15 protein-coding genes are annotated in these 17776 nt (G+C 71.6%); 11 read left to right on the top strand and 4 right to left on the bottom strand.

Annotated features, from left to right (window positions below):
• Positions 1-92: 92 nt before the first annotated feature.
• The 9 genes from pdhA (OG758_RS25205) to OG758_RS25165 all read left to right on the top strand — a co-directional run bounded on the left by pdhA (OG758_RS25205) (position 93) and on the right by OG758_RS25165 (position 10231).
• The gene (gene pdhA, locus OG758_RS25205; RefSeq protein WP_326712056.1) at positions 93-1229 is read left to right on the top strand and encodes a pyruvate dehydrogenase (acetyl-transferring) E1 component subunit alpha; all 1137 of its coding nucleotides are present in this window, start codon (positions 93-95) and stop codon (positions 1227-1229) included.
• The gene (locus tag OG758_RS25200; RefSeq protein WP_266562200.1) at positions 1226-2230 is read left to right on the top strand and encodes an alpha-ketoacid dehydrogenase subunit beta; all 1005 of its coding nucleotides are present in this window, start codon (positions 1226-1228) and stop codon (positions 2228-2230) included. The genes pdhA (OG758_RS25205) and OG758_RS25200 overlap by 4 nt, the downstream gene beginning before the upstream one ends.
• A complete protein-coding gene (locus tag OG758_RS25195) occupies positions 2230-3585 on the top strand; it encodes a dihydrolipoamide acetyltransferase family protein (RefSeq protein WP_326712055.1) in 1356 nt (451 codons plus the stop codon). Before OG758_RS25200 ends, OG758_RS25195 begins: the two co-directional genes overlap by 1 nt.
• 104 nt (positions 3586-3689) lie before the next feature.
• Positions 3690-4652 (top strand): NTP transferase domain-containing protein, encoded by a 963-nt coding sequence (locus OG758_RS25190; RefSeq protein WP_326712054.1) that lies wholly within the window; start codon positions 3690-3692, stop codon positions 4650-4652.
• Positions 4649-6217: a molybdopterin molybdotransferase MoeA gene (locus tag OG758_RS25185; RefSeq protein WP_326712053.1), complete on the top strand. Its 1569-nt coding sequence runs from the start codon at positions 4649-4651 to the stop codon at positions 6215-6217. Before OG758_RS25190 ends, OG758_RS25185 begins: the two co-directional genes overlap by 4 nt.
• On the top strand, positions 6214-7311 hold the full coding sequence (locus OG758_RS25180) for a potassium channel family protein (RefSeq protein WP_326712052.1): 1098 nt from the start codon (positions 6214-6216) through the stop codon (positions 7309-7311). The genes OG758_RS25185 and OG758_RS25180 overlap by 4 nt, the downstream gene beginning before the upstream one ends.
• Before the next feature lie 128 nt (positions 7312-7439).
• Positions 7440-8420: an NAD(P)H-quinone oxidoreductase gene (locus tag OG758_RS25175; protein ID WP_326712051.1), complete on the top strand. Its 981-nt coding sequence runs from the start codon at positions 7440-7442 to the stop codon at positions 8418-8420.
• Positions 8421-8551: 131 nt separating this feature from the next.
• Entirely contained in the window at positions 8552-9325 is a 774-nt protein-coding gene (locus OG758_RS25170; protein ID WP_326712050.1) for a hypothetical protein, read from the top strand.
• A gap of 366 nt (positions 9326-9691) precedes the next feature.
• The gene (locus OG758_RS25165; protein WP_266562185.1) at positions 9692-10231 is read left to right on the top strand and encodes a bacterial proteasome activator family protein; all 540 of its coding nucleotides are present in this window, start codon (positions 9692-9694) and stop codon (positions 10229-10231) included.
• Positions 10232-10376: 145 nt separating this feature from the next.
• Here the strand turns inward: OG758_RS25165 and OG758_RS25160 are convergent, their stop codons facing one another.
• Complete coding sequence (locus OG758_RS25160) at positions 10377-11939, bottom strand: protein kinase domain-containing protein (RefSeq protein WP_326712049.1); 1563 nt, start codon at positions 11937-11939, stop codon at positions 10377-10379.
• A gap of 312 nt (positions 11940-12251) precedes the next feature.
• Between OG758_RS25160 and OG758_RS25155 the strand changes: the two genes are divergently transcribed.
• Positions 12252-13895, top strand: a complete 1644-nt coding sequence (locus OG758_RS25155; protein WP_326712048.1) for a protein kinase domain-containing protein — start codon at positions 12252-12254, stop codon at positions 13893-13895.
• A 75-nt stretch (positions 13896-13970) separates the two neighbouring features.
• Here OG758_RS25155 and OG758_RS25150 read toward each other — a convergent pair whose 3' ends face one another.
• The 3 genes from OG758_RS25150 to OG758_RS25140 all read right to left on the bottom strand — a co-directional run bounded on the left by OG758_RS25150 (position 13971) and on the right by OG758_RS25140 (position 16208).
• A complete protein-coding gene (locus tag OG758_RS25150) occupies positions 13971-14981 on the bottom strand; it encodes a phosphotransferase (RefSeq protein ID WP_326712047.1) in 1011 nt (336 codons plus the stop codon).
• A gap of 35 nt (positions 14982-15016) precedes the next feature.
• A complete protein-coding gene (locus tag OG758_RS25145) occupies positions 15017-15469 on the bottom strand; it encodes a pyridoxamine 5'-phosphate oxidase family protein (RefSeq protein WP_326712046.1) in 453 nt (150 codons plus the stop codon).
• Between the two features lie 76 nt (positions 15470-15545).
• Positions 15546-16208, bottom strand: a complete 663-nt coding sequence (locus OG758_RS25140; protein ID WP_326712045.1) for a response regulator transcription factor — start codon at positions 16206-16208, stop codon at positions 15546-15548.
• Positions 16209-16597: 389 nt separating this feature from the next.
• Between OG758_RS25140 and pdhA (OG758_RS25135) the strand changes: the two genes are divergently transcribed.
• Positions 16598-17776 (top strand): pyruvate dehydrogenase (acetyl-transferring) E1 component subunit alpha, encoded by a 1179-nt coding sequence (gene pdhA / locus OG758_RS25135; protein ID WP_326712044.1) that lies wholly within the window; start codon positions 16598-16600, stop codon positions 17774-17776.

Raw genomic sequence — 17776 nt, 5'->3', positions numbered from 1 at the left:
GTAGCCAAAATGTGCCGACGACCGAACAATCGGTAGGTGAGGCGCATCACACCGGCGCGTCTTTCAGCCGCTTCCAACGAGGAGGTGCCGTCATGACGGTCATGGAGCAGCGGGACGCCTACCGGCCGACCCCGCCGCCCGCCTGGCAGCCGCGCACGGATCCCGCGCCGCTGCTGCCCGACGCCGAGCCGTTCCGGGTTCTCGGCACCGACGCCGCGGCCAAGGCCGACGCCCGGCTTCTGCGCCGGCTGTACGCGGAGGTGGTGCGCGGGCGCAGGTACAACGCGCAGGCGACCGCCCTGACGAAGCAGGGCCGGCTCGCGGTCTACCCCTCCAGCACCGGACAGGAGGCCTGCGAGGTCGCGGCCGCCCTCGTCCTGGAGGAGCGCGACTGGCTCTTCCCCAGCTACCGGGACACCCTCGCCGCCGTCGCCCGCGGCCTCGACCCCGTACAGGCCCTGACCCTGCTGCGGGGCGACTGGCACACCGGGTACGACCCGCGCGAGCACCGCGTCGCCCCCCTGTGCACGCCGCTTGCGACCCAGCTCCCGCACGCCGTGGGACTCGCGCACGCCGCCCGCCTCAAGGGTGACGACGTGGTCGCGCTCGCCATGGTCGGCGACGGGGGCACCAGCGAGGGCGACTTCCACGAGGCGCTGAACTTCGCCGCGGTGTGGCAGGCCCCGGTCGTCTTCCTCGTCCAGAACAACGGCTTCGCGATCTCCGTACCGCTCGCCAAGCAGACCGCCGCCCCGTCCCTGGCACACAAGGCCGTCGGTTACGGGATGCCTGGTCGCCTGGTGGACGGCAACGACGCGGCGGCCGTGCACGAGGTCCTCACCGAAGCCGTGCGCCACGCGCGCGAAGGGGGCGGCCCGACCCTCGTCGAGGCGGTCACCTACCGCATGGAGGCGCACACGAACGCGGACGACGCCACGCGCTACCGCGTCGACGCCGAGGTCGACGCCTGGCGTGACCACGACCCGATCCTGCTCCTGGAGCGGGAGTTGACGGAGCGCGGACTCCTCGACGAGGAAGGCATACGGGCCGTGCGCGACGACGCCGAGAAGATGGCCGCCGACCTGCGCGAGCGCATGAACCAGGACCCGGTGCTCGACCCCATGGACCTCTTCCGTGATGTCTACGCCGAGCAGACGACGCAACTGCGCGAGCAAGCCGCCCAGTTGCGTGCCGAGCTCGACGCCGAGGCGGACGGGGCGGACCGATGACGACTGTCGCCGCCAAGCCGGCCACCATGGCGCAGGCCTTCGGCCGCGCCCTGCGCGACGCCATGGCCGCCGACCCCTCCGTGCACGTCCTCGGTGAGGATGTCGGCACACTGGGCGGCGTCTTCAGGGTCACCGACGGACTCGCCAAGGAGTTCGGTGACGCCCGCTGCACGGACACTCCGCTCGCCGAGGCGGGCATCCTCGGCACCGCGGTCGGCATGGCCATGTACGGCCTGCGGCCCGTCGTCGAGATGCAGTTCGACGCGTTCGCCTACCCGGGCTTCGAGCAGCTGATCTCGCACGTCGCGAAGATGCGCAACCGCACCAGGGGCGCGATGCCGATGCCCCTCACCGTGCGCGTGCCCTACGGCGGCGGCATCGGCGGCGTAGAGCACCACAGCGACTCCTCCGAGGCCTACTACATGGCCACCCCGGGCCTCCATGTCGTCACGCCCGCGACCGTCGCCGACGCCTACGGCATGATGCGCGCCGCCATCGCCTCCGACGACCCCGTCGTCGTCCTCGAGCCCAAGCGGCTGTACTGGTCGAAGGACTCCTGGAACCCCGAGCACCCGACGGACGTGGAGCCCATCGGGCGGGCCGTGGTCCGGCGGCCCGGCAGCAGCGCCACCCTCATCACGTACGGGCCGTCGGTGCCGGTCTGCATGGAGGCGGCCGAGGCCGCGCGCGCCGAGGGCTGGGATCTGGAAGTCGTCGATCTGCGCTCCCTGGTGCCGTTCGACGACGAGACGGTCAGCGCCTCCGTGCGCCGCACCGGGCGGGCCGTTGTCGTACACGAGTCGGGCGGTTTCGGCGGGCCCGGCGGTGAGATCGCCGCGCGGGTCACCGAGCGCTGCTTCCACCACCTGGAGGCGCCGGTCCTGCGGGTGGCCGGGTTCGACATCCCGTATCCGCCGCCGATGCTGGAGCGGCACCATCTGCCGGGGGTCGACCGGATCCTGGACGCGGTCGCCCGGCTTCAGTGGGAGGCGGGCAGCTGATGGCACAGGTCCTCGAATTCAAGTTGCCCGACCTCGGCGAAGGCCTCACCGAGGCGTCGATCGTCACCTGGCTCGTCCAGGTCGGCGACGTCGTGGCGGTGGACCAGCCGGTCGTCGAGGTGGAGACCGCGAAGGCGATGGTCGAGGTGCCGTGTCCCTACGGGGGCGTGGTGACAGCCCGCTTCGGCGAGGAAGGCAGCGAACTCCCCGTCGGCTCACCCCTCCTGACGGTCGCCGTGGGCACACCGGCCGAGGAGGAGGGCGACGACGAGGGATCCGGGAACGTCCTGGTGGGATACGGCACCGCGGCCGCGCCTGCGCGTCGGCGCCGGGTCCGCCGGCAGGACGCCGTCCCTGCGGCTGCGCCCGCGGCACCCGGGCGGACGGCCCCTTCCGTCTCCCCCGCACCGCCTCCGGAGGCGACACCGCGGAGCGGACCCGTGCCGGTCATCTCCCCCCTCGTGCGCAAACTCGCCCGTGAACACGGCGTCGATCTGCGCGAGTTGCCCGGGTCGGGGCCCGACGGCCTCATCCTGCGGGCCGATGTCGAGAGCGCCATGCGGGAGACGGTGCAGGTACGGACCCACGTGGCCGAAGCGGAAGCCGTGGCCCCGGCCGCGACCCAGGTCTCCGCCCAGGCTCCGACCCCGTCGGACACGAGCGCGGACGGCATCCGAGTCCCCCTGCGCGGCATACGAGGCGCCGTAGCCGACAAGCTCAGCCGCAGCCGCCGCGAGATCCCCGACGCGACCTGCTGGGTGGACGCCGACGCCACGGAGTTCATGCACGCGCGCGTGGCCATGAACGCGGCCGGCGGCGGGAAGATCTCCGTACTCGCCCTGCTCGCCCGCATCTGCACCGCCGCCCTGGCCCGCTACCCGGAGCTCAACTCCCGGGTCGACCTGGCGGCCCGCGAGGTCGTGCAGCTCGACGCCGTGCACCTCGGGTTCGCCGCCCAGACCGAGCGCGGACTCGTCGTCCCTGTCGTGAAGGACGCGCACGGGCGCGACGCCGAGTCCCTCAGCGCCGAGTTCGCCCGCCTCACGGAGGCGGCGCGGGCCGGGCGGCTGACGCCCGGGGAACTCACGGGCGGCACGTTCACGTTGAACAACTACGGCGTCTTCGGCGTCGACGGTTCGACGCCGATCATCAACCACCCCGAGGCCGCCATGCTTGGCGTGGGCCGGATCATCCCCAAACCCTGGGTCCACCAGGGGGAGTTGGCGGTGCGGCAGGTCGTCCAGCTGTCGCTCACCTTCGACCATCGGGTGTGCGACGGCGGCACGGCGGGCGGCTTCCTGCGCTACGTGGCGGACTGCGTCGAACAGCCGGCGGTGCTCCTGCGCACCCTGTGAGGACGAGCGGCCCGCCCCCGCCCACCCCGATGTGACGTAAATCCTCGCGGGTGCGGGCCGTTTCCGGGGGTCTCAATGATCCTTCGTGCGCCCATACTCGGGGGATGAACGCTGCTCCCGCGCCGAGCCGCCCCGCCCACGACGCCGTCGTGCTCGCCGGCGGCGCCGCCAGACGGCTCGGCGGCACGGACAAGCCCGCGGTCCGCGTCGGCGGCAGGCCGCTGCTCGACCGGGTCCTGGCCGCCTGCGCCACGGCCGGCACCACGGTCGTCGTCGCCGAACCCAGACCCACCGCGCGCCCCGTGCGCTGGTCCCGCGAGGACCCGCCGGGCGGCGGGCCGGTGGCCGCGCTCGACGCCGGCCTGCGCGCCACCACGGCCGACCAGGTCCTCGTCCTCTCCGCCGACCTGCCCTTCCTGAGCGAGCAGACCGTACGGCGCCTCCTCGACGCCCTGAACGCGGGAACGGCGGACGGGGTCGTGCTCACCGATGCCGACGGCCGGGACCAGCCGCTCGTCGCGGCCTACCGCAGCGCACCCCTGCGCCACCACCTCGCCGAACTCGCCGCCGCTCACGACGACGGCCTGTCCGGGCTGCCCCTGCGGCTGCTCGTCGGCCGGCTCGAACTCACCCGCATCACCGACCCGGTCGCGTCCTTCGACTGCGACACCTGGGACGACATCGCCGCCGCCCGGTCACGTATCAGGGAGCATGGGCACGTGTTGGATGAATGGATCTCCGCAGCCAAGGACGAACTGGGCATCGAGCTCGACGTCGACACCGGCGTCCTGCTCGACCTCGCCCGCGACGCCGCGCACGGTGTGGCCAGGCCGGCCGCTCCCCTGACGACGTTCCTCGTCGGATACGCGGCCGCGACCGCCGGGGGAGGCCGCGAAGCCGTCGCCGAGGCCTGCGCGAAGGCCGCCGCGCTCGCTGACCGCTGGGCGAAGGAAGCCGCGGACGAGACAGCGTCGGCGAGCGGCACGACGGGTGCCGCATCTGACGGTGCCTCCCCTGGCAGCGCCTCACCCGGTGGCTCTGCGGGCGCTCGGCCGGACGCGGGATGAGCGGTCAGAGCGCCGAGTCGCTGGCCGCGCAGGCCCGCGCGGCCGAGGACGGCGCCGTCGACGAGGCGCTCGCCCTGGTCAACGAGGCACGGGCAGCGGACGGCCGCGGCACAGGTGGCACGGGGGTTCCCGGCGCGGCGGGCTCCGGTGGCGGACGCTCCGGCAGGGCAGGCTCCGGCACGGGACGCCCCGGCCCGGAACGCGGTTCGGCAGAGCGCTCCCGGCGCACCGAACCCGCCACCCCCACCAGCCACACGGATCACCCGGGCCATCCGGACCCCACGCGCCACGGCGCCCCTGCCGACCAGCGAACCGGCTCCCGGCACCAGGCCGCCCCCTGGTCCGCCGCGCGAGCCGTCGCCGGGCGGGCCGGGCGCGCGGCCGCCGCACGCCGGGGAGGTGCGGCGGAGCGCCGCGTGCCGCTCGACCGGGCGCTCGGTCTGACGCTGGCCGAGCCCCTCGCCGCGCTCTCCGACCTCCCCTCCTTCGACACGTCCGCCATGGACGGCTGGGTCGTCGCCGGTCCGGGCCCCTGGGACGTACGGGCCGAGGGGATACTCGCCGGGCAGGACCGGCCCGAGCCGCTGTCCGACGGTGAGGCCGTCCAGATCGCCACCGGCGCCCGGGTCCCGCGGGACGCGACCGCCGTCATCCGCAGTGAGCACGGCCGCACCGACGACAAGGGCCGGCTGTTCGCCCTCGGGGACGTCGGCCACGGACAGGACATCCGCCCCCGAGGCCAGGAGTGCCGCTCCGGCGACCAACTCCTGCCCACCGGAGCCCTGGTGACGCCGGCGGTGCTCGGTCTCGCCGCGGCCGCCGGATACGACGAGCTGCTGACGGTGGCGCGCCCGAGGGTCGAAGTGTTCATCCTGGGCGACGAGTTGCTGACCGAGGGCCTCCCCCGTGAGGGCCTCATCCGTGACGCGCTCGGCCCGATGCTGCCGGCCTGGCTGAGGGCGCTCGGCGCGGAGGTCACCTCCGTACGACGTCTGGGCGACGATCCGAAGGCGCTGCTCAAGGCCGTACGGGCGTCGGACGCCGACCTCATCGTGACGACCGGCGGCACCGCGTCGGGCCCGGTCGACCATGTGCACCCGACGCTGAGCAGCCTCGACGCCGAGCTGCTCGTCGACGGAGTCGCGGTGCGGCCGGGGCACCCGATGCTGCTCGCCCGCACCAAGGAGGGGCAGCATCTCGTCGGCCTGCCGGGCAACCCTCTCGCGGCCGTTTCCGGGCTCCTCACGCTTGCCGAACCGCTGCTGCGGATGCTCGCGGGACGGCCGGAGCAGGAGCCGTACACCGTGCCGCTCCAGGGGGCTGTGCACGGGCATCCGCACGACACGCGGCTCGTCCCCGTCGTGGTGCGGGGGGAGGACGCCGTGCCGCTGCGCTACAACGGTCCGGCCATGCTGCGTGGGGTCGCGGCCGCCGACGGGCTCGCCGTCGTAGCGCCCGGCGGAGCGAAGGCCGGGCGGGAAGTGGAGATCCTCGACCTGCCGTGGTCGTGGAACCCGGCGGGTGACGACGGAGGCGACGTCTCCGCCGAGAGGTGTTTCACGTGAAACTTCCCGGCCATGACGCGATGGCCCGCCAGGACGACGAGAAGGTCGTCGTCCGTCAGGTGAAGCTGCCCAAGCGGGTCGTCGAGCGGCCGCTGCGGCAGGTGGCCGGGCGGCTGCTGATGGCGCTCACCGTGCTGGTCGCGACGGCGATCATCGTCTGGGTTGACCGTTCCGGTTACAACGACAACTCCGACGGCAGCGTCGACCTGCTGGACGCGTTCTACTACGCGACCGTCACCCTCTCCACGACCGGGTACGGCGACATCACGCCCGTCAGTGACGGCGCCCGGATCGTCAACATCTTCGTCATCACGCCGCTGCGTGTGCTGTTCCTGATCATCCTGGTCGGCACCACCCTCGAAGTGCTCACCGAGCGCACGCGGGACGAGTGGCGACTGAACCGCTGGAGGTCCAACTTGCGTGACCACACCGTGGTCGTCGGATTCGGCACGAAGGGCCGGTCGGCGATCCAGACCGTCTGCGCGACGGGGCTGAAGGCGGATCAGGTCGTGGTCGTCGACCCCAGCAGCAAGGTCATCGAGGCGGCCACGGCGCTCGGGTTCGCCGGAGTCGTCGGCGACGCCACGCGCAGTGATGTGCTGCTGCGGGCCGAGGTGCAGAGGGCGCGGCAGATCATCGTCGCGACCCAGCGCGACGACACCGCGGTCCTGGTCACCCTCACCGCCCGCCAGCTCAACCGCGCGGCGAAGATCGTGGCGGCCGTCCGTGAGGAGGAGAACGCCCCCTTGCTGCGGCAGTCGGGCGCCGACGCCGTCATCACCAGCGCCAGCGCGGCGGGCCGGCTGCTCGGACTCTCCGTGCTCAGCCCGAGCGCGGGCATGGTCATGGAGGACCTCATCCAGCAGGGCAGCGGCCTCGACCTCGTCGAACGGCCGGTCATAAAGGCCGAGGTGGGGCTGAAGGTCCGGGAGACCGAGGACCTGATCGTGAGCGTGGTGCGCGGGCACCGGGTGCTGGGTTACGACGACCGGGCCATCGGCACGCTCCAGTTGACGGACCGCCTGATCACGATCGTCCGCGCCACCCCCGGCACCCACTCCGTCCCGGACACGCGACGGCTGCCGCAGGACTGACAGTTGGGGCGCCACAGGACTGACCGGTGGGGTGTGCCCGGACGGTGAGCCGGGGCGCGCCGCGAACTGGCAGTGGCGGCACGTGCCGTCCCGCCGTCCGGATCACCGCGAGGAGTAGCCTCGCCGGCATGTATGCGATCACGATTCCGGAACCCGGTGGACCTGAGGCGCTCGTCTGGGCGGAGGTTCCCGATCCCGTACCCGGTGACGGCGAAGTGCTGGTCGAGGTGGCGGCCGGGGCCGTCAACCGCGCCGATCTGCTCCAGCGCCAGGGCCTCTACAACCCGCCGCCCGGCGCGACCGCCATCCCCGGCCTCGAGTGCGCGGGACGCATCGTCGCCCTCGGCGCCGGGGTGTCCGGCTGGTCCGTCGGCGACGAGGTGTGCGCGCTGCTCTCGGGTGGCGGTTACGCCGAGAAGGTCGCCGTCCCGGCCGGCCAGCTCCTGCCCGTACCCGAGAACACCGACCTCGTCACGGCGGCCGCGCTGCCCGAGGTGACCGCGACCGTCTGGTCGAACGTCTTCATGATCGCCCACCTGCGCCCCGGCGAGACCTTCCTCGTCCACGGCGGCTCCAGCGGCATCGGCACGATGGCCATCCAGCTGGCCAAGGCGATCGGCGCCAGGGTGGCGGTGACGGCGGGCAGCAAGGAGAAGCTCGACTACTGCGCCGAGCTCGGCGCCGACATCCTGATCAACTACCGCGAGCAGGACTTCGTGGAGGAGATCAAGCGGGCCACGGACGGCGCGGGCGCCGACGTCATCCTCGACAACATGGGCGCCAAGTACCTGGACCGCAACGTCCAGGCGCTGGCCACCAACGGCCGCCTCGCGATCATCGGCATGCAGGGCGGCATCCAGGGCGAGCTGAACATCGCCATGCTCCTCAACAAGCGCGGCGCCATCACCGCGACCTCGCTGCGCGCGCGCCCGCTGGCCGAGAAGGCAGCGATCGTCGCGGCGGTACGGGAGCACATCTGGCCGCTGATCGACTCGGGCCGAGTCCGGCCCATCGTCGACCGGAAGCTGCCGATGAGCGACGCGGCGCAGGCGCACCGCGTCCTGGAGGAGAGCGGGCACATCGGGAAGGTGCTGCTCACCGTGGAGTAGGCCGAGCGGCGGGCGGCGGTGTGGCCGGGGTGAGCGGAGCGGTACCAAGGTGCCGGAATTGTTGCGTCATGTGACGCTGATTCCGGGATTCCTCTGATCTTGGTGACTCGATTCCGGGAGGGGCGCGCGGAATGACTCCACGCCTCCGCACCACCGGCCGCCCGCTGCCGCTGCCGCCGCTGCTGTGGCCACTGCTGTTCCTGGCCCTCCTCTCCGGAGCAGCCACCACCTACGCGTACGCCGCCGAACCCTCGCCCTCACCCACGCGCGCCCCCGCCTCTGCCGATGACGAGGCGCAGGCCGGCAGCCGCCCTGGCGAGGGCCGCACGCCGCCGGGGCGGGCCGAGTCGAAGCCGCCGGACCGCGACCGTCCCAAAGAGACCCCGCCCGCGCAGCGGCCGCGCCGCAAGCCCTCCGCGGCCGCGCCGTCCGCGCCCGACACCGAGAAGCCCAAGCCCTTGGCCAGTGTTTCCCCTGGACGGCCCAGCGGATCCCACGCCCATCCGAAGGTCTCCTCCGCGGCCTCCTCGGCGGCCTCCTTCGCGGACCCCTCCCGCAAGGGCCACTCCGCCCGAAAGAGCCACTCCGCCTCGGCGTCCGCGGCCTCGGACCCGCCGAAGCGCTCCCGCGCTCCCTCGGCGGACCCGTCGCGCACCCGCTCGGCCCAGGCCGCGATACCCGTGTCCCCGGAAGAACCGCAGGTCTGGGAGGAAGACCCCGACGAGCAGCAGGTCCAGCCGTCGGTCCGGCCCACAGACGTCCCCGTGGACAACGTCGGCCGCACCCCGCCACAGACCGTTGCCGAACCCGTGATCCCTGGCGTGGGCATCCTGCCGCTGGGCTCCGGCCTCGTCCTGGTCGGCCTCGGTGTCGGATTTCTCGCCCTGCGCCTGCGCCGCACATGAATCGCTGGCGCACATCGCTGCCACCCATGAGAAACGTGCCGCCCATGAAATCTGCCCCGAACCCGAAATCGCTGCCGCCCATGACATACGCGCCGCCCATGGCATACGCCGCCACCCATGCCCCGAAGACATACGCCCCCACGGCACACGCCTCCCGCTCCTTTCAAGCCCGAGGCCGTCCTTCACGACCGGCGCGTGGCCCGCGTTCGTCGCCCCGCCCGCCCCGCAAACCGCCGCCGCCCTCGCTCAGGCCCGTACGCGTCGGGAATGCCGTCGCTCACGGTGGGAGTACGCCCGAACACGGTGGATCACCCTCGTATGGGGGCACCACCCAGGTGTGATGGTGCGGTACGAGAGAATGGCGGCATGGAGATGCCGAGGAACGAAAGGTCGCCGGAGAGCCCCCAGGTCCTGGTCGTGGGCCAGGACGGAATGGCGCTCGGTGGCGGTGGAGACGACGACTCCCGCGAGGTCCCGGTGACGGAGATGGTGGAACAACCCGCCAAGGTGATGCGCATCGGCAGCATGATCAAGCAGCTGCTCGAGGAGGTGCGGGCGGCTCCTCTGGACGAGGCGAGCCGGGTGCGGCTCAAGGAGATCCACGCGAGCTCTGTGAAGGAGCTAGAGGACGGTCTCGCGCCGGAGCTGGTCGAGGAGCTGGAGCGCCTCTCCCTGCCGTTCACCGACGAGGTGATCCCGAGCGACGCCGAACTGCGGATCGCGCAGGCCCAGTTGGTGGGCTGGCTCGAGGGACTCTTCCACGGGATCCAGACGACACTGTTCGCGCAGCAGATGGCCGCGCGGGCCCAGCTGGAGCAGATGCGCCGCGCGCTGCCGCCCGGCGTGGGCGGAGAGGACGACGACGACCCGCGGGTGGCCGGCCGCTCCGGAGGCCCGTACCTGTAGGGCGCGGGACACCTGGAGGTCCGGGCATCCCACCCAGGACCCACCGATCACACACGGCTCAGCAACAGATCTGGAAACGGCGGCGCCCGGCCGGTCACGATGACCGGCCGGGCGCCGCCGTTTGCTGTCTTTGGAGCGGGTCGGCTCAGAGGCCGTCAGGCCCCTGCACCGTGCCGGGGTCGCCGGACGGCGGCGTCTCCACCGGCGGTGAGGCCGGGTCCGAGGACGGCGGCTTCTGCGAAGTGGGCTGGGTCTTGGACGGCGTCGGGTCGGACGGCTCGTCGCTCGGCTCGGGCGCGCTGTCGGACGGTGTGACGTCACCCGTGCTGGGCTCCTCCGACGGCGAGTAGTCGGTCGCCCCGCCGGTCCCGGCGCCCGGGTCCGTCGTGCCGCGCTCGGTGGCCGTGTCGTCGGAGCCCTGGGTGGGCTCCTTCTCCTTCTGAGAGTGCGACTGCGTGGGCGACTGGGTGGTGCCGGGGTCGCCCTTGTGATCGCTGCCCTTGGTCATAGCCCAGGCCGCGCCGCCCGCGATGGCGATCACGGCGAGGACCGCGAGGATCCACATCTTGCCGCGGCCGCTGCCGCCGCCTCCGCGGTGCCCGCCGTCGAAGCCGCCGTCGTCGCTGCCCGGGGGCCGCAGCATCGGCTGGGCCGCCGTACCGCCGTCGGACGGGTGCGGCAGCGCCGTCGTGCCCGCGACGCCCATGGCCGGGGTGTTGCCGCCGCTGTGCATGTCGGCGGCGACCGGACCGGTGTTCCAGGTGTTGGTGTGGCCGCCCTGGTCGTACAGCATCTGCAGCCCGTACTGGACGAGGCCGCGCATCTCCTCGGCGGTCTGGAACCGGTCGTCCGGGTCCTTGGCCAGCGAGCGCATGACGAGCCCGTCGAGCTCCGGCGGCGCCACGTCCGAGACCTCGGAGGGCGGTACCGGGGTGTCCTGGACGTGCTGGTAGACGACGGACAGCGGGGTCTCGCCGGTGAACGGGGGCCGCAGTGCGAGGAGTTCGTAGAGCAGGCAGCCGGTCGCGTACAGGTCGGAGCGGTGGTCGACGGCCTTGCCGAGGGCCTGCTCGGGCGACAGGTACTGGGGCGTGCCCATGACCATGCCGGTCTGCGTCATGGTCGACTGCGCGCCGTGCAGGGCGCGCGCGATGCCGAAGTCCATCACCTTCACCGCACCGGTGTTGGTGATGATTACGTTCGCCGGCTTGATGTCGCGGTGCACGATGCCGTGCTGGTGCGAATAGGCGAGGGCCTCCAGGACACCGGAGACGATAATCAGGGCCTGCTCGGGCCCGGGCGCCTCGGCGTTCAGGAGCAGGTCGCGGATCGTGCGGCCCTCGACGATCTCCATCACGATGTAGGGGACGACCGAGTGGCCGACGGCGTCCTCGCCGGAGTCGTACACGGCGACGACGGCGTGGTGGTTGAGGCCCGCGACCGACTGGGCCTCACGCGTGAAGCGGGCCTTGGAGACCGGGTCCTCGGCGAGGTCGGAGCGCAGGAGCTTGACCGCGACGGTGCGTCCGAGCCGGACGTCCTCCGCGGCGAAGACCTCCGCCATGCCGCCCCGGCCGAGTCTGTGTGTCAGCCGGTACCGGCCGTCGCCGACTAGCCCGCCGTTTCCCCACAACTCCGGCGCATCTGACATACCGCCGCCAGCCGCCTCGGGGTCGGACGGGCCCTGAGCGCGCTGCGTCTGTGCCATCAGTCCTCGCCGTCGTTTCTGTCCGCGTCCGTGTCCGCACTGTCGGATGTACGCGCGGTGGTCGTTACGGTCTCCGTCGGGCCACGCTACAGGCTTCGCCCGGCGCCCCGTCCCGAGATGGACCGGCCATCAAACCTTCTGAGGGCAATGCGATGCAAATCGTCTGGGCGGTTCCTGTAACGCTTCCGCGACGCTTCTTGCCCGTACGGTCACGGAACGGGCACCGAGCTTGACGTGTCGGTGCCACGGGGCAGACTTGGCCGGGAATATTGGTGATCGATCACCGGCCGCGCCGATGGGGGACGTAGAAACATGAGCCAGGACGGCGCACAGGGCCGGTACGCAGGGCGTGCTGTCGCCGGCGGTCGCTACCAGCTGCGTGATCTGCTCGGCGAGGGCGGCATGGCCTCGGTCCACCTCGCGTACGACTCCGTGCTCGACCGCCAGGTGGCGATCAAGACGCTGCACACCGAACTCGGGCGTGAGCAGGCGTTCCGTGAGCGCTTCCGCCGTGAGGCCCAGTCCGTGGCGAAGCTCACGCACACGAACATCGTCTCGGTCTTCGACACCGGCGAGGACGACCTCGACGGGATGACCACCCCGTACATCGTCATGGAGTACGTCGAGGGCCAGCCCCTCGGCTCCGTGCTCGACGCGGATGTCGCGCACTACGGCGCGATGCCGACCGACAAGGCCCTGAAGATCACGGCCGATGTGCTCGCGGCGCTGGAGATCAGCCACGAGATGGGTCTGGTCCACCGCGACATCAAGCCGGGCAACGTCATGATGACGAAGCGGAACGTCGTCAAGGTCATGGACTTCGGTATCGCCCGCGCCATGCAGTCCGGTGTCACGTCGATGACGCAGACCGGCATGGTCGTCGGTACTCCTCAGTACCTCTCGCCCGAGCAGGCCCTGGGCCGTGGCGTGGACGCCCGCTCCGACCTGTACTCGGTCGGCATCATGCTGTTCCAACTGGTCACCGGGCGGCTGCCGTTCGAGGCGGACTCGCCGCTGGCCATAGCGTATGCGCACGTCCAGGAGGAGCCGGTGGCTCCTTCGTCGATCAACCGGTCGGTGCCCCCGGCCGTGGACGCGCTGGTCGCCCGCGCGCTGAAGAAGAACCCGAACGAGCGCTTCCCGAGCGCCGAGGCGATGCGCGACGAGTGCCTGCGGGTCGCCCAGTCGCTGCAGGCCGCGGCGCCCAGCATCGTGCCGGGCGCGCAGACGTCCAGCGGCGCGGGTGTGGGTTCCGCGGTGTTCCCGCCGGTCGACCAGTCGACGCAGGCGCCGACCGGCCCGGTGCAGACGCCGTACCAGCCGGGCCCCTACGGGACGCCGGCGCCGGCCACTCCGGGCTACGGATATCCGCAGCAGGGCTACCAGACCCCCCCGCCCACCTCTCCGTACGCGCCTCAGCCGCAGCACCAGCAGCACCAGCCGCTGCACCAGCAGACGCCCCCGCCGTACACCATCTCGCCCCAGACGCAGCCGAGTTCGTCGGTGTCCGGTGGCGGCAAGCGGAACACCGGGGTGATCGTCGGTTCGATCGTCGTCGCGCTGATCGCGGTCGGCGGTCTGATCACGGCCCTGACGATGAACGGCAATGACGAGAAGGGCGGTGGCGACGCGAAGAAGTCGCCGTCGGTCGTCGCCGGTCACAAGGGTCCTGATCTGACGAAGACGATGGAAGAGGACGAGTGCAAGGAGCCTGACACGGGTTACAACGACCCGGACAAGGTCATGCTCCCGGACTTCACGTACAAGAACATCACGTCGGTCAAGGCCTGTCTGCAGGCAGCCGGTTGGAAGTTCGACATCAGGGACGTCGACGAGAACACCTTCGGTGAGGGCACGGTCATCGTGCAGTACCCCAAGGCGGGCACGGAGATCGACCCGAAGAACCCCGAGTCGATCCAGCTCCAGGTCTCCACGGGCGACCCGGCGACGGGCTGACCCGGCCGATCCGACCGACCCGACTGCCCTGTCCGACCCGGCCGATCCTGCCCGCCCCGGCTCACTGGCGGCCGGTCACTCGGCGAACGCGTCGCGCACCGCCCCGTACTCGTTCGTCCACCACACGGCGAGCGCCGACGCCGCGGGGAACTGGGGGTCGGCGCGGTGGTCGCCGCGTTCGTAGCGCCAGCGCAGTATCCAGAAGTCGTTGAGCCGCTCCCACCACACGCGGTGGACGGCGGTCGCGAGTTCGTCCGCCCCGGCGCCCGAGGCGCGGCGGTACGCGCGCGCGTAGGCCCGCACCTTCGGCAGGTCGAGAGTGCCGACGGGACGCACGAAGAAGATCACGGCGGCGCGTACGGCCTCCTCGGCGCGCGGCTGCACCCCGAGCCGGTCCCAGTCGACGATCGCGGCCGGTACGCCCCCTTGGTAGAGCAGGTTGAACGGGTGGAAGTCCCCGTGCACCCAGCCGGTCGCCGAGGCCTGCGGAGGCCGGCGCCCCGCGCAGGACTCCAGGAGTTCGCGGCGCTCCACGAGGCGGTGCCGCGCCAGTTCGTCGAACGCGTCGTGCGGCTGATGGCGGCGCACCCGCGCCAGCAGTGTGCCGATGAGTTCAAGAGTGTCCGCGGGATCGGCGCTGGCCCGCCCGCGTGCTGGCGCGGCCCCCATGACCTGCTCCAGACACGCGTGTACGAGTCCCAGGAGCGCCCCGAGCGTGCGGCACTGGGCCGCCGTGAGCTGGGCGCCGCTGCGGTGGCGGCCCTCGACCCAGGGGTGCAGGGCGTAGCTGGCGCCGCTGATGACGGTGACGGTGCGGCCGTCGGCGGCGGGCAGGGGCGGGGCGACGGGGACGCCGAGTGCGGCCAGGCGTTCGGTGGCGCGGTGCTGGCGGGCGATGGCGGCGGGGTCGGCGGTCTCCGGGTCGAAATGGTGCTTGAGGAAGTAGCGGCCGCGCGTGGTGGCGAGCCGGTAGCCGCGGTTGAGCAGGCCCTGGTCGACGGGTTCGCAGGCCAGCGGTGAGCCGGCGTCGTACTGCCGCAGCAGGGCGCGGAGCGGTGGGGCGAAGTGAGCAGATGAGCGCGGCACGCGCCAGATGTTAGGGCACCCTGGGTAGTCGGTGGCTACAGAACGTGGTGAAAGGGTCGCTTCGGATGACGGGTGCCGGCCGTAAGTTCGTGCACGGTGACGAACTGGGGCTCGATCCGCAGATAGACGAGGTCGAAGGGCTCCCCGTCGACGAAGCGGGGCGCGGGGCCGAAGAGGTCGAGTTCGCCGGGGGCCGGTTCGACGGCCTCGCAGGTGCCGACGCACTGGACCGACCAGTGGCCGTCGGCGGGGCCGCCGTTGTTCAGGTTGTCGGCGCCGTACGCGACGACGCTGCCGGCGCAGGCCCGGTGGTAGCCGTAGGCCTTGTGCAGGCGCAGGACGACCCGGCCGTCCGCGACGATGTGGCGGGCCGAGGCGAGGAAGGGGAGCGCGCGCATGCTGGTCGCCACCCGGCCGTGGTCCACGCTCTCGATCAGCTCGACGGCGCGCTTTTCCCGGGCGCGGTCTTCCTGGCATTCGGAGGGCATGTTTTTACGGTGCGCCTCCTGGGGCGCATCGTGAAAGAGGCCCCGGCCCCGTGTGAAAGGGACGTAGGTCCCGAATTCAGTGGCGCTTCTCGGCCTGCAGCCGTGCCACGTACGCGGCGGCCTGCGAGCGGCGTTTCATGCCCAGTTTCGACAGCAGGCTGGACACGTAATTCTTGATCGTTTTCTCGGCGAGGTGGAGGCGCTCCCCGATGACCCGGTTGGTCAGGCCCTCGCCGATCAGGTCGAGGATCTTGCGCTCCTGGTCGGTCAGGTTCGCGAGCCGGTCGTCCTCCTTGCCGCGGCCGCCGTCGCGGAGCCTTTCGAGGACGCGGGCGGTGGCGACGGGGTCGAGCAGGGACTTCCCGGCGGCGACGTCACGGACCGCGTTCAGGAGTTCGTTCCCCCTGATGGCCTTCAGTACGTAGCCGGAGGCGCCCGCCATGATCGCGTCGAAGAGGGCCTCGTCGTCGGCGAACGAGGTCAGCATCAGGCACTTGATCGACTCGTCCTGGGAACGGATCTCGCGGCACACCTCGACGCCGCTGCCGTCCGGGAGCCGCACATCCAGGACGGCGACATCGGGGCGCGTGGCGGGGATGCGGACCATGGCGTCGGCCGCCGTGCCGGCCTCTCCGACGACCTCGATGTCCTCCTCCGTGGAGAGCATCTCGTGCACTCCACGGCGTACGACTTCATGGTCGTCGAGTAGAAATACGCGAATTTTTCCGTCTTCGGACACGCGGCCAGTCTCACATACTGGCTCTTCCCGTGCCCGAGGTGGCCGGGATAACGTGCCCGTGTTCCGGCCGCCTGCCAGGCTTGTGACCGGTGCTCCGAACAGTGCTTTGACCGCGTCTGACCAGCGAGTGTTCCGCAGTTGCTCGATTTACTTGGATATCCAAGCAAAATCGCAGGTCAGATGGGGTTTCGCAGATATGTGGGGCACTGGGTAACGTGCATGGTGCAGGGCGCTCGCCGGGACACCTGTCACGCCTTTACCCGGCCGAGTCGCACCCACCCCGTGCGCAGGACGGATCAGGCGAGCCTCCCCCAGGCCCTCAAAAAGCCGGGGGGAGACCCCCAGGCTTTCCCGGCGAACCCGGGGGCCGGACCGACGGAGGAGCACACGTGACCGTGGACAGCACTGCCGCCGCGCGTACGCCGCGCAAGCGCACCGCTGCGAAAAAGTCTGCGAAGAAGTCCCCGGGGACGGGAGCGCCCGACCTCGTTCAGCTGCTGAGCCCCGAGGGCCGGCGCGTGGAGGACCCCGCGCACGCCGAGTACGCCGCGTTCGTCGAGGACATCACGGCCGACGAGCTGCGCGGCCTGTACCGCGACATGGTCCTCACCCGCCGCTTCGACGCGGAGGCCACGTCGCTGCAGCGACAGGGCGAGCTGGGCCTGTGGGCCTCGCTGCTCGGCCAGGAGGCCGCGCAGATCGGCTCGGGCCGCGCCACGCGCGACGACGACTATGTCTTCCCCACCTACCGCGAGCACGGCGTCGCCTGGTGCAGGGGCGTCGACCCGACGAACCTGCTCGGCATGTTCCGCGGCGTGAACAACGGAGGCTGGGACCCGAACAGCAACAACTTCCACCTGTACACGATCGTCATCGGCTCGCAGACGCTGCACGCCACGGGCTACGCCATGGGTATCGCCAAGGACGGCGCGGACAGCGCGGTGATCGCGTACTTCGGTGACGGCGCCTCCAGCCAGGGCGACGTCGCCGAGTCGTTCACGTTCTCCGCGGTCTACAACGCGCCCGTCGTGTTCTTCTGCCAGAACAACCAGTGGGCGATCTCGGAGCCGACCGAGAAGCAGACCCGGGTACCGCTCTACCAGCGCGCGCAGGGCTACGGCTTCCCCGGTGTCCGCGTGGACGGCAACGACGTGCTGGCCTGCCTGGCCGTCACCAAGTGGGCCCTGGAGCGGGCCCGCAGGGGCGAGGGGCCGACGCTGGTCGAGGCGTTCACGTACCGCATGGGCGCGCACACCACCTCCGACGACCCGTCGAAGTACCGGGCCGACGAGGAGCGCGAGGCGTGGGAGGCAAAGGACCCGATCCTGCGCCTGCGCGCGTATCTCGAGTCCGAAACTGACACGGACGAGGGATTTTTCGCGGAACTCGAGGCCGAGAGCGAAGCGTTGGGTCTTCGAGTACGCGAGGTCGTGCGGGCCATGCCGGACCCGGACCGGATGGCCATCTTCGAGAACGCGTACGCGGACGGGCACTCGCTCGTCGACGAGGAGCGTGCCCAGTTCGCCGCCTACCAGGCGTCGTTCTCCGATGCCGAGGGAGGCAACTGA

This window comes from Streptomyces sp. NBC_01474 (genome assembly GCF_035918215.1).
In the GTDB taxonomy this organism is placed as follows: Bacteria; Actinomycetota; Actinomycetes; order Streptomycetales; family Streptomycetaceae; genus Streptomyces; species Streptomyces aureus.
The sequence above is the reverse complement of the archived record's forward strand: the minus strand, read 5'-3'. Positions and strand labels throughout refer to the sequence as shown.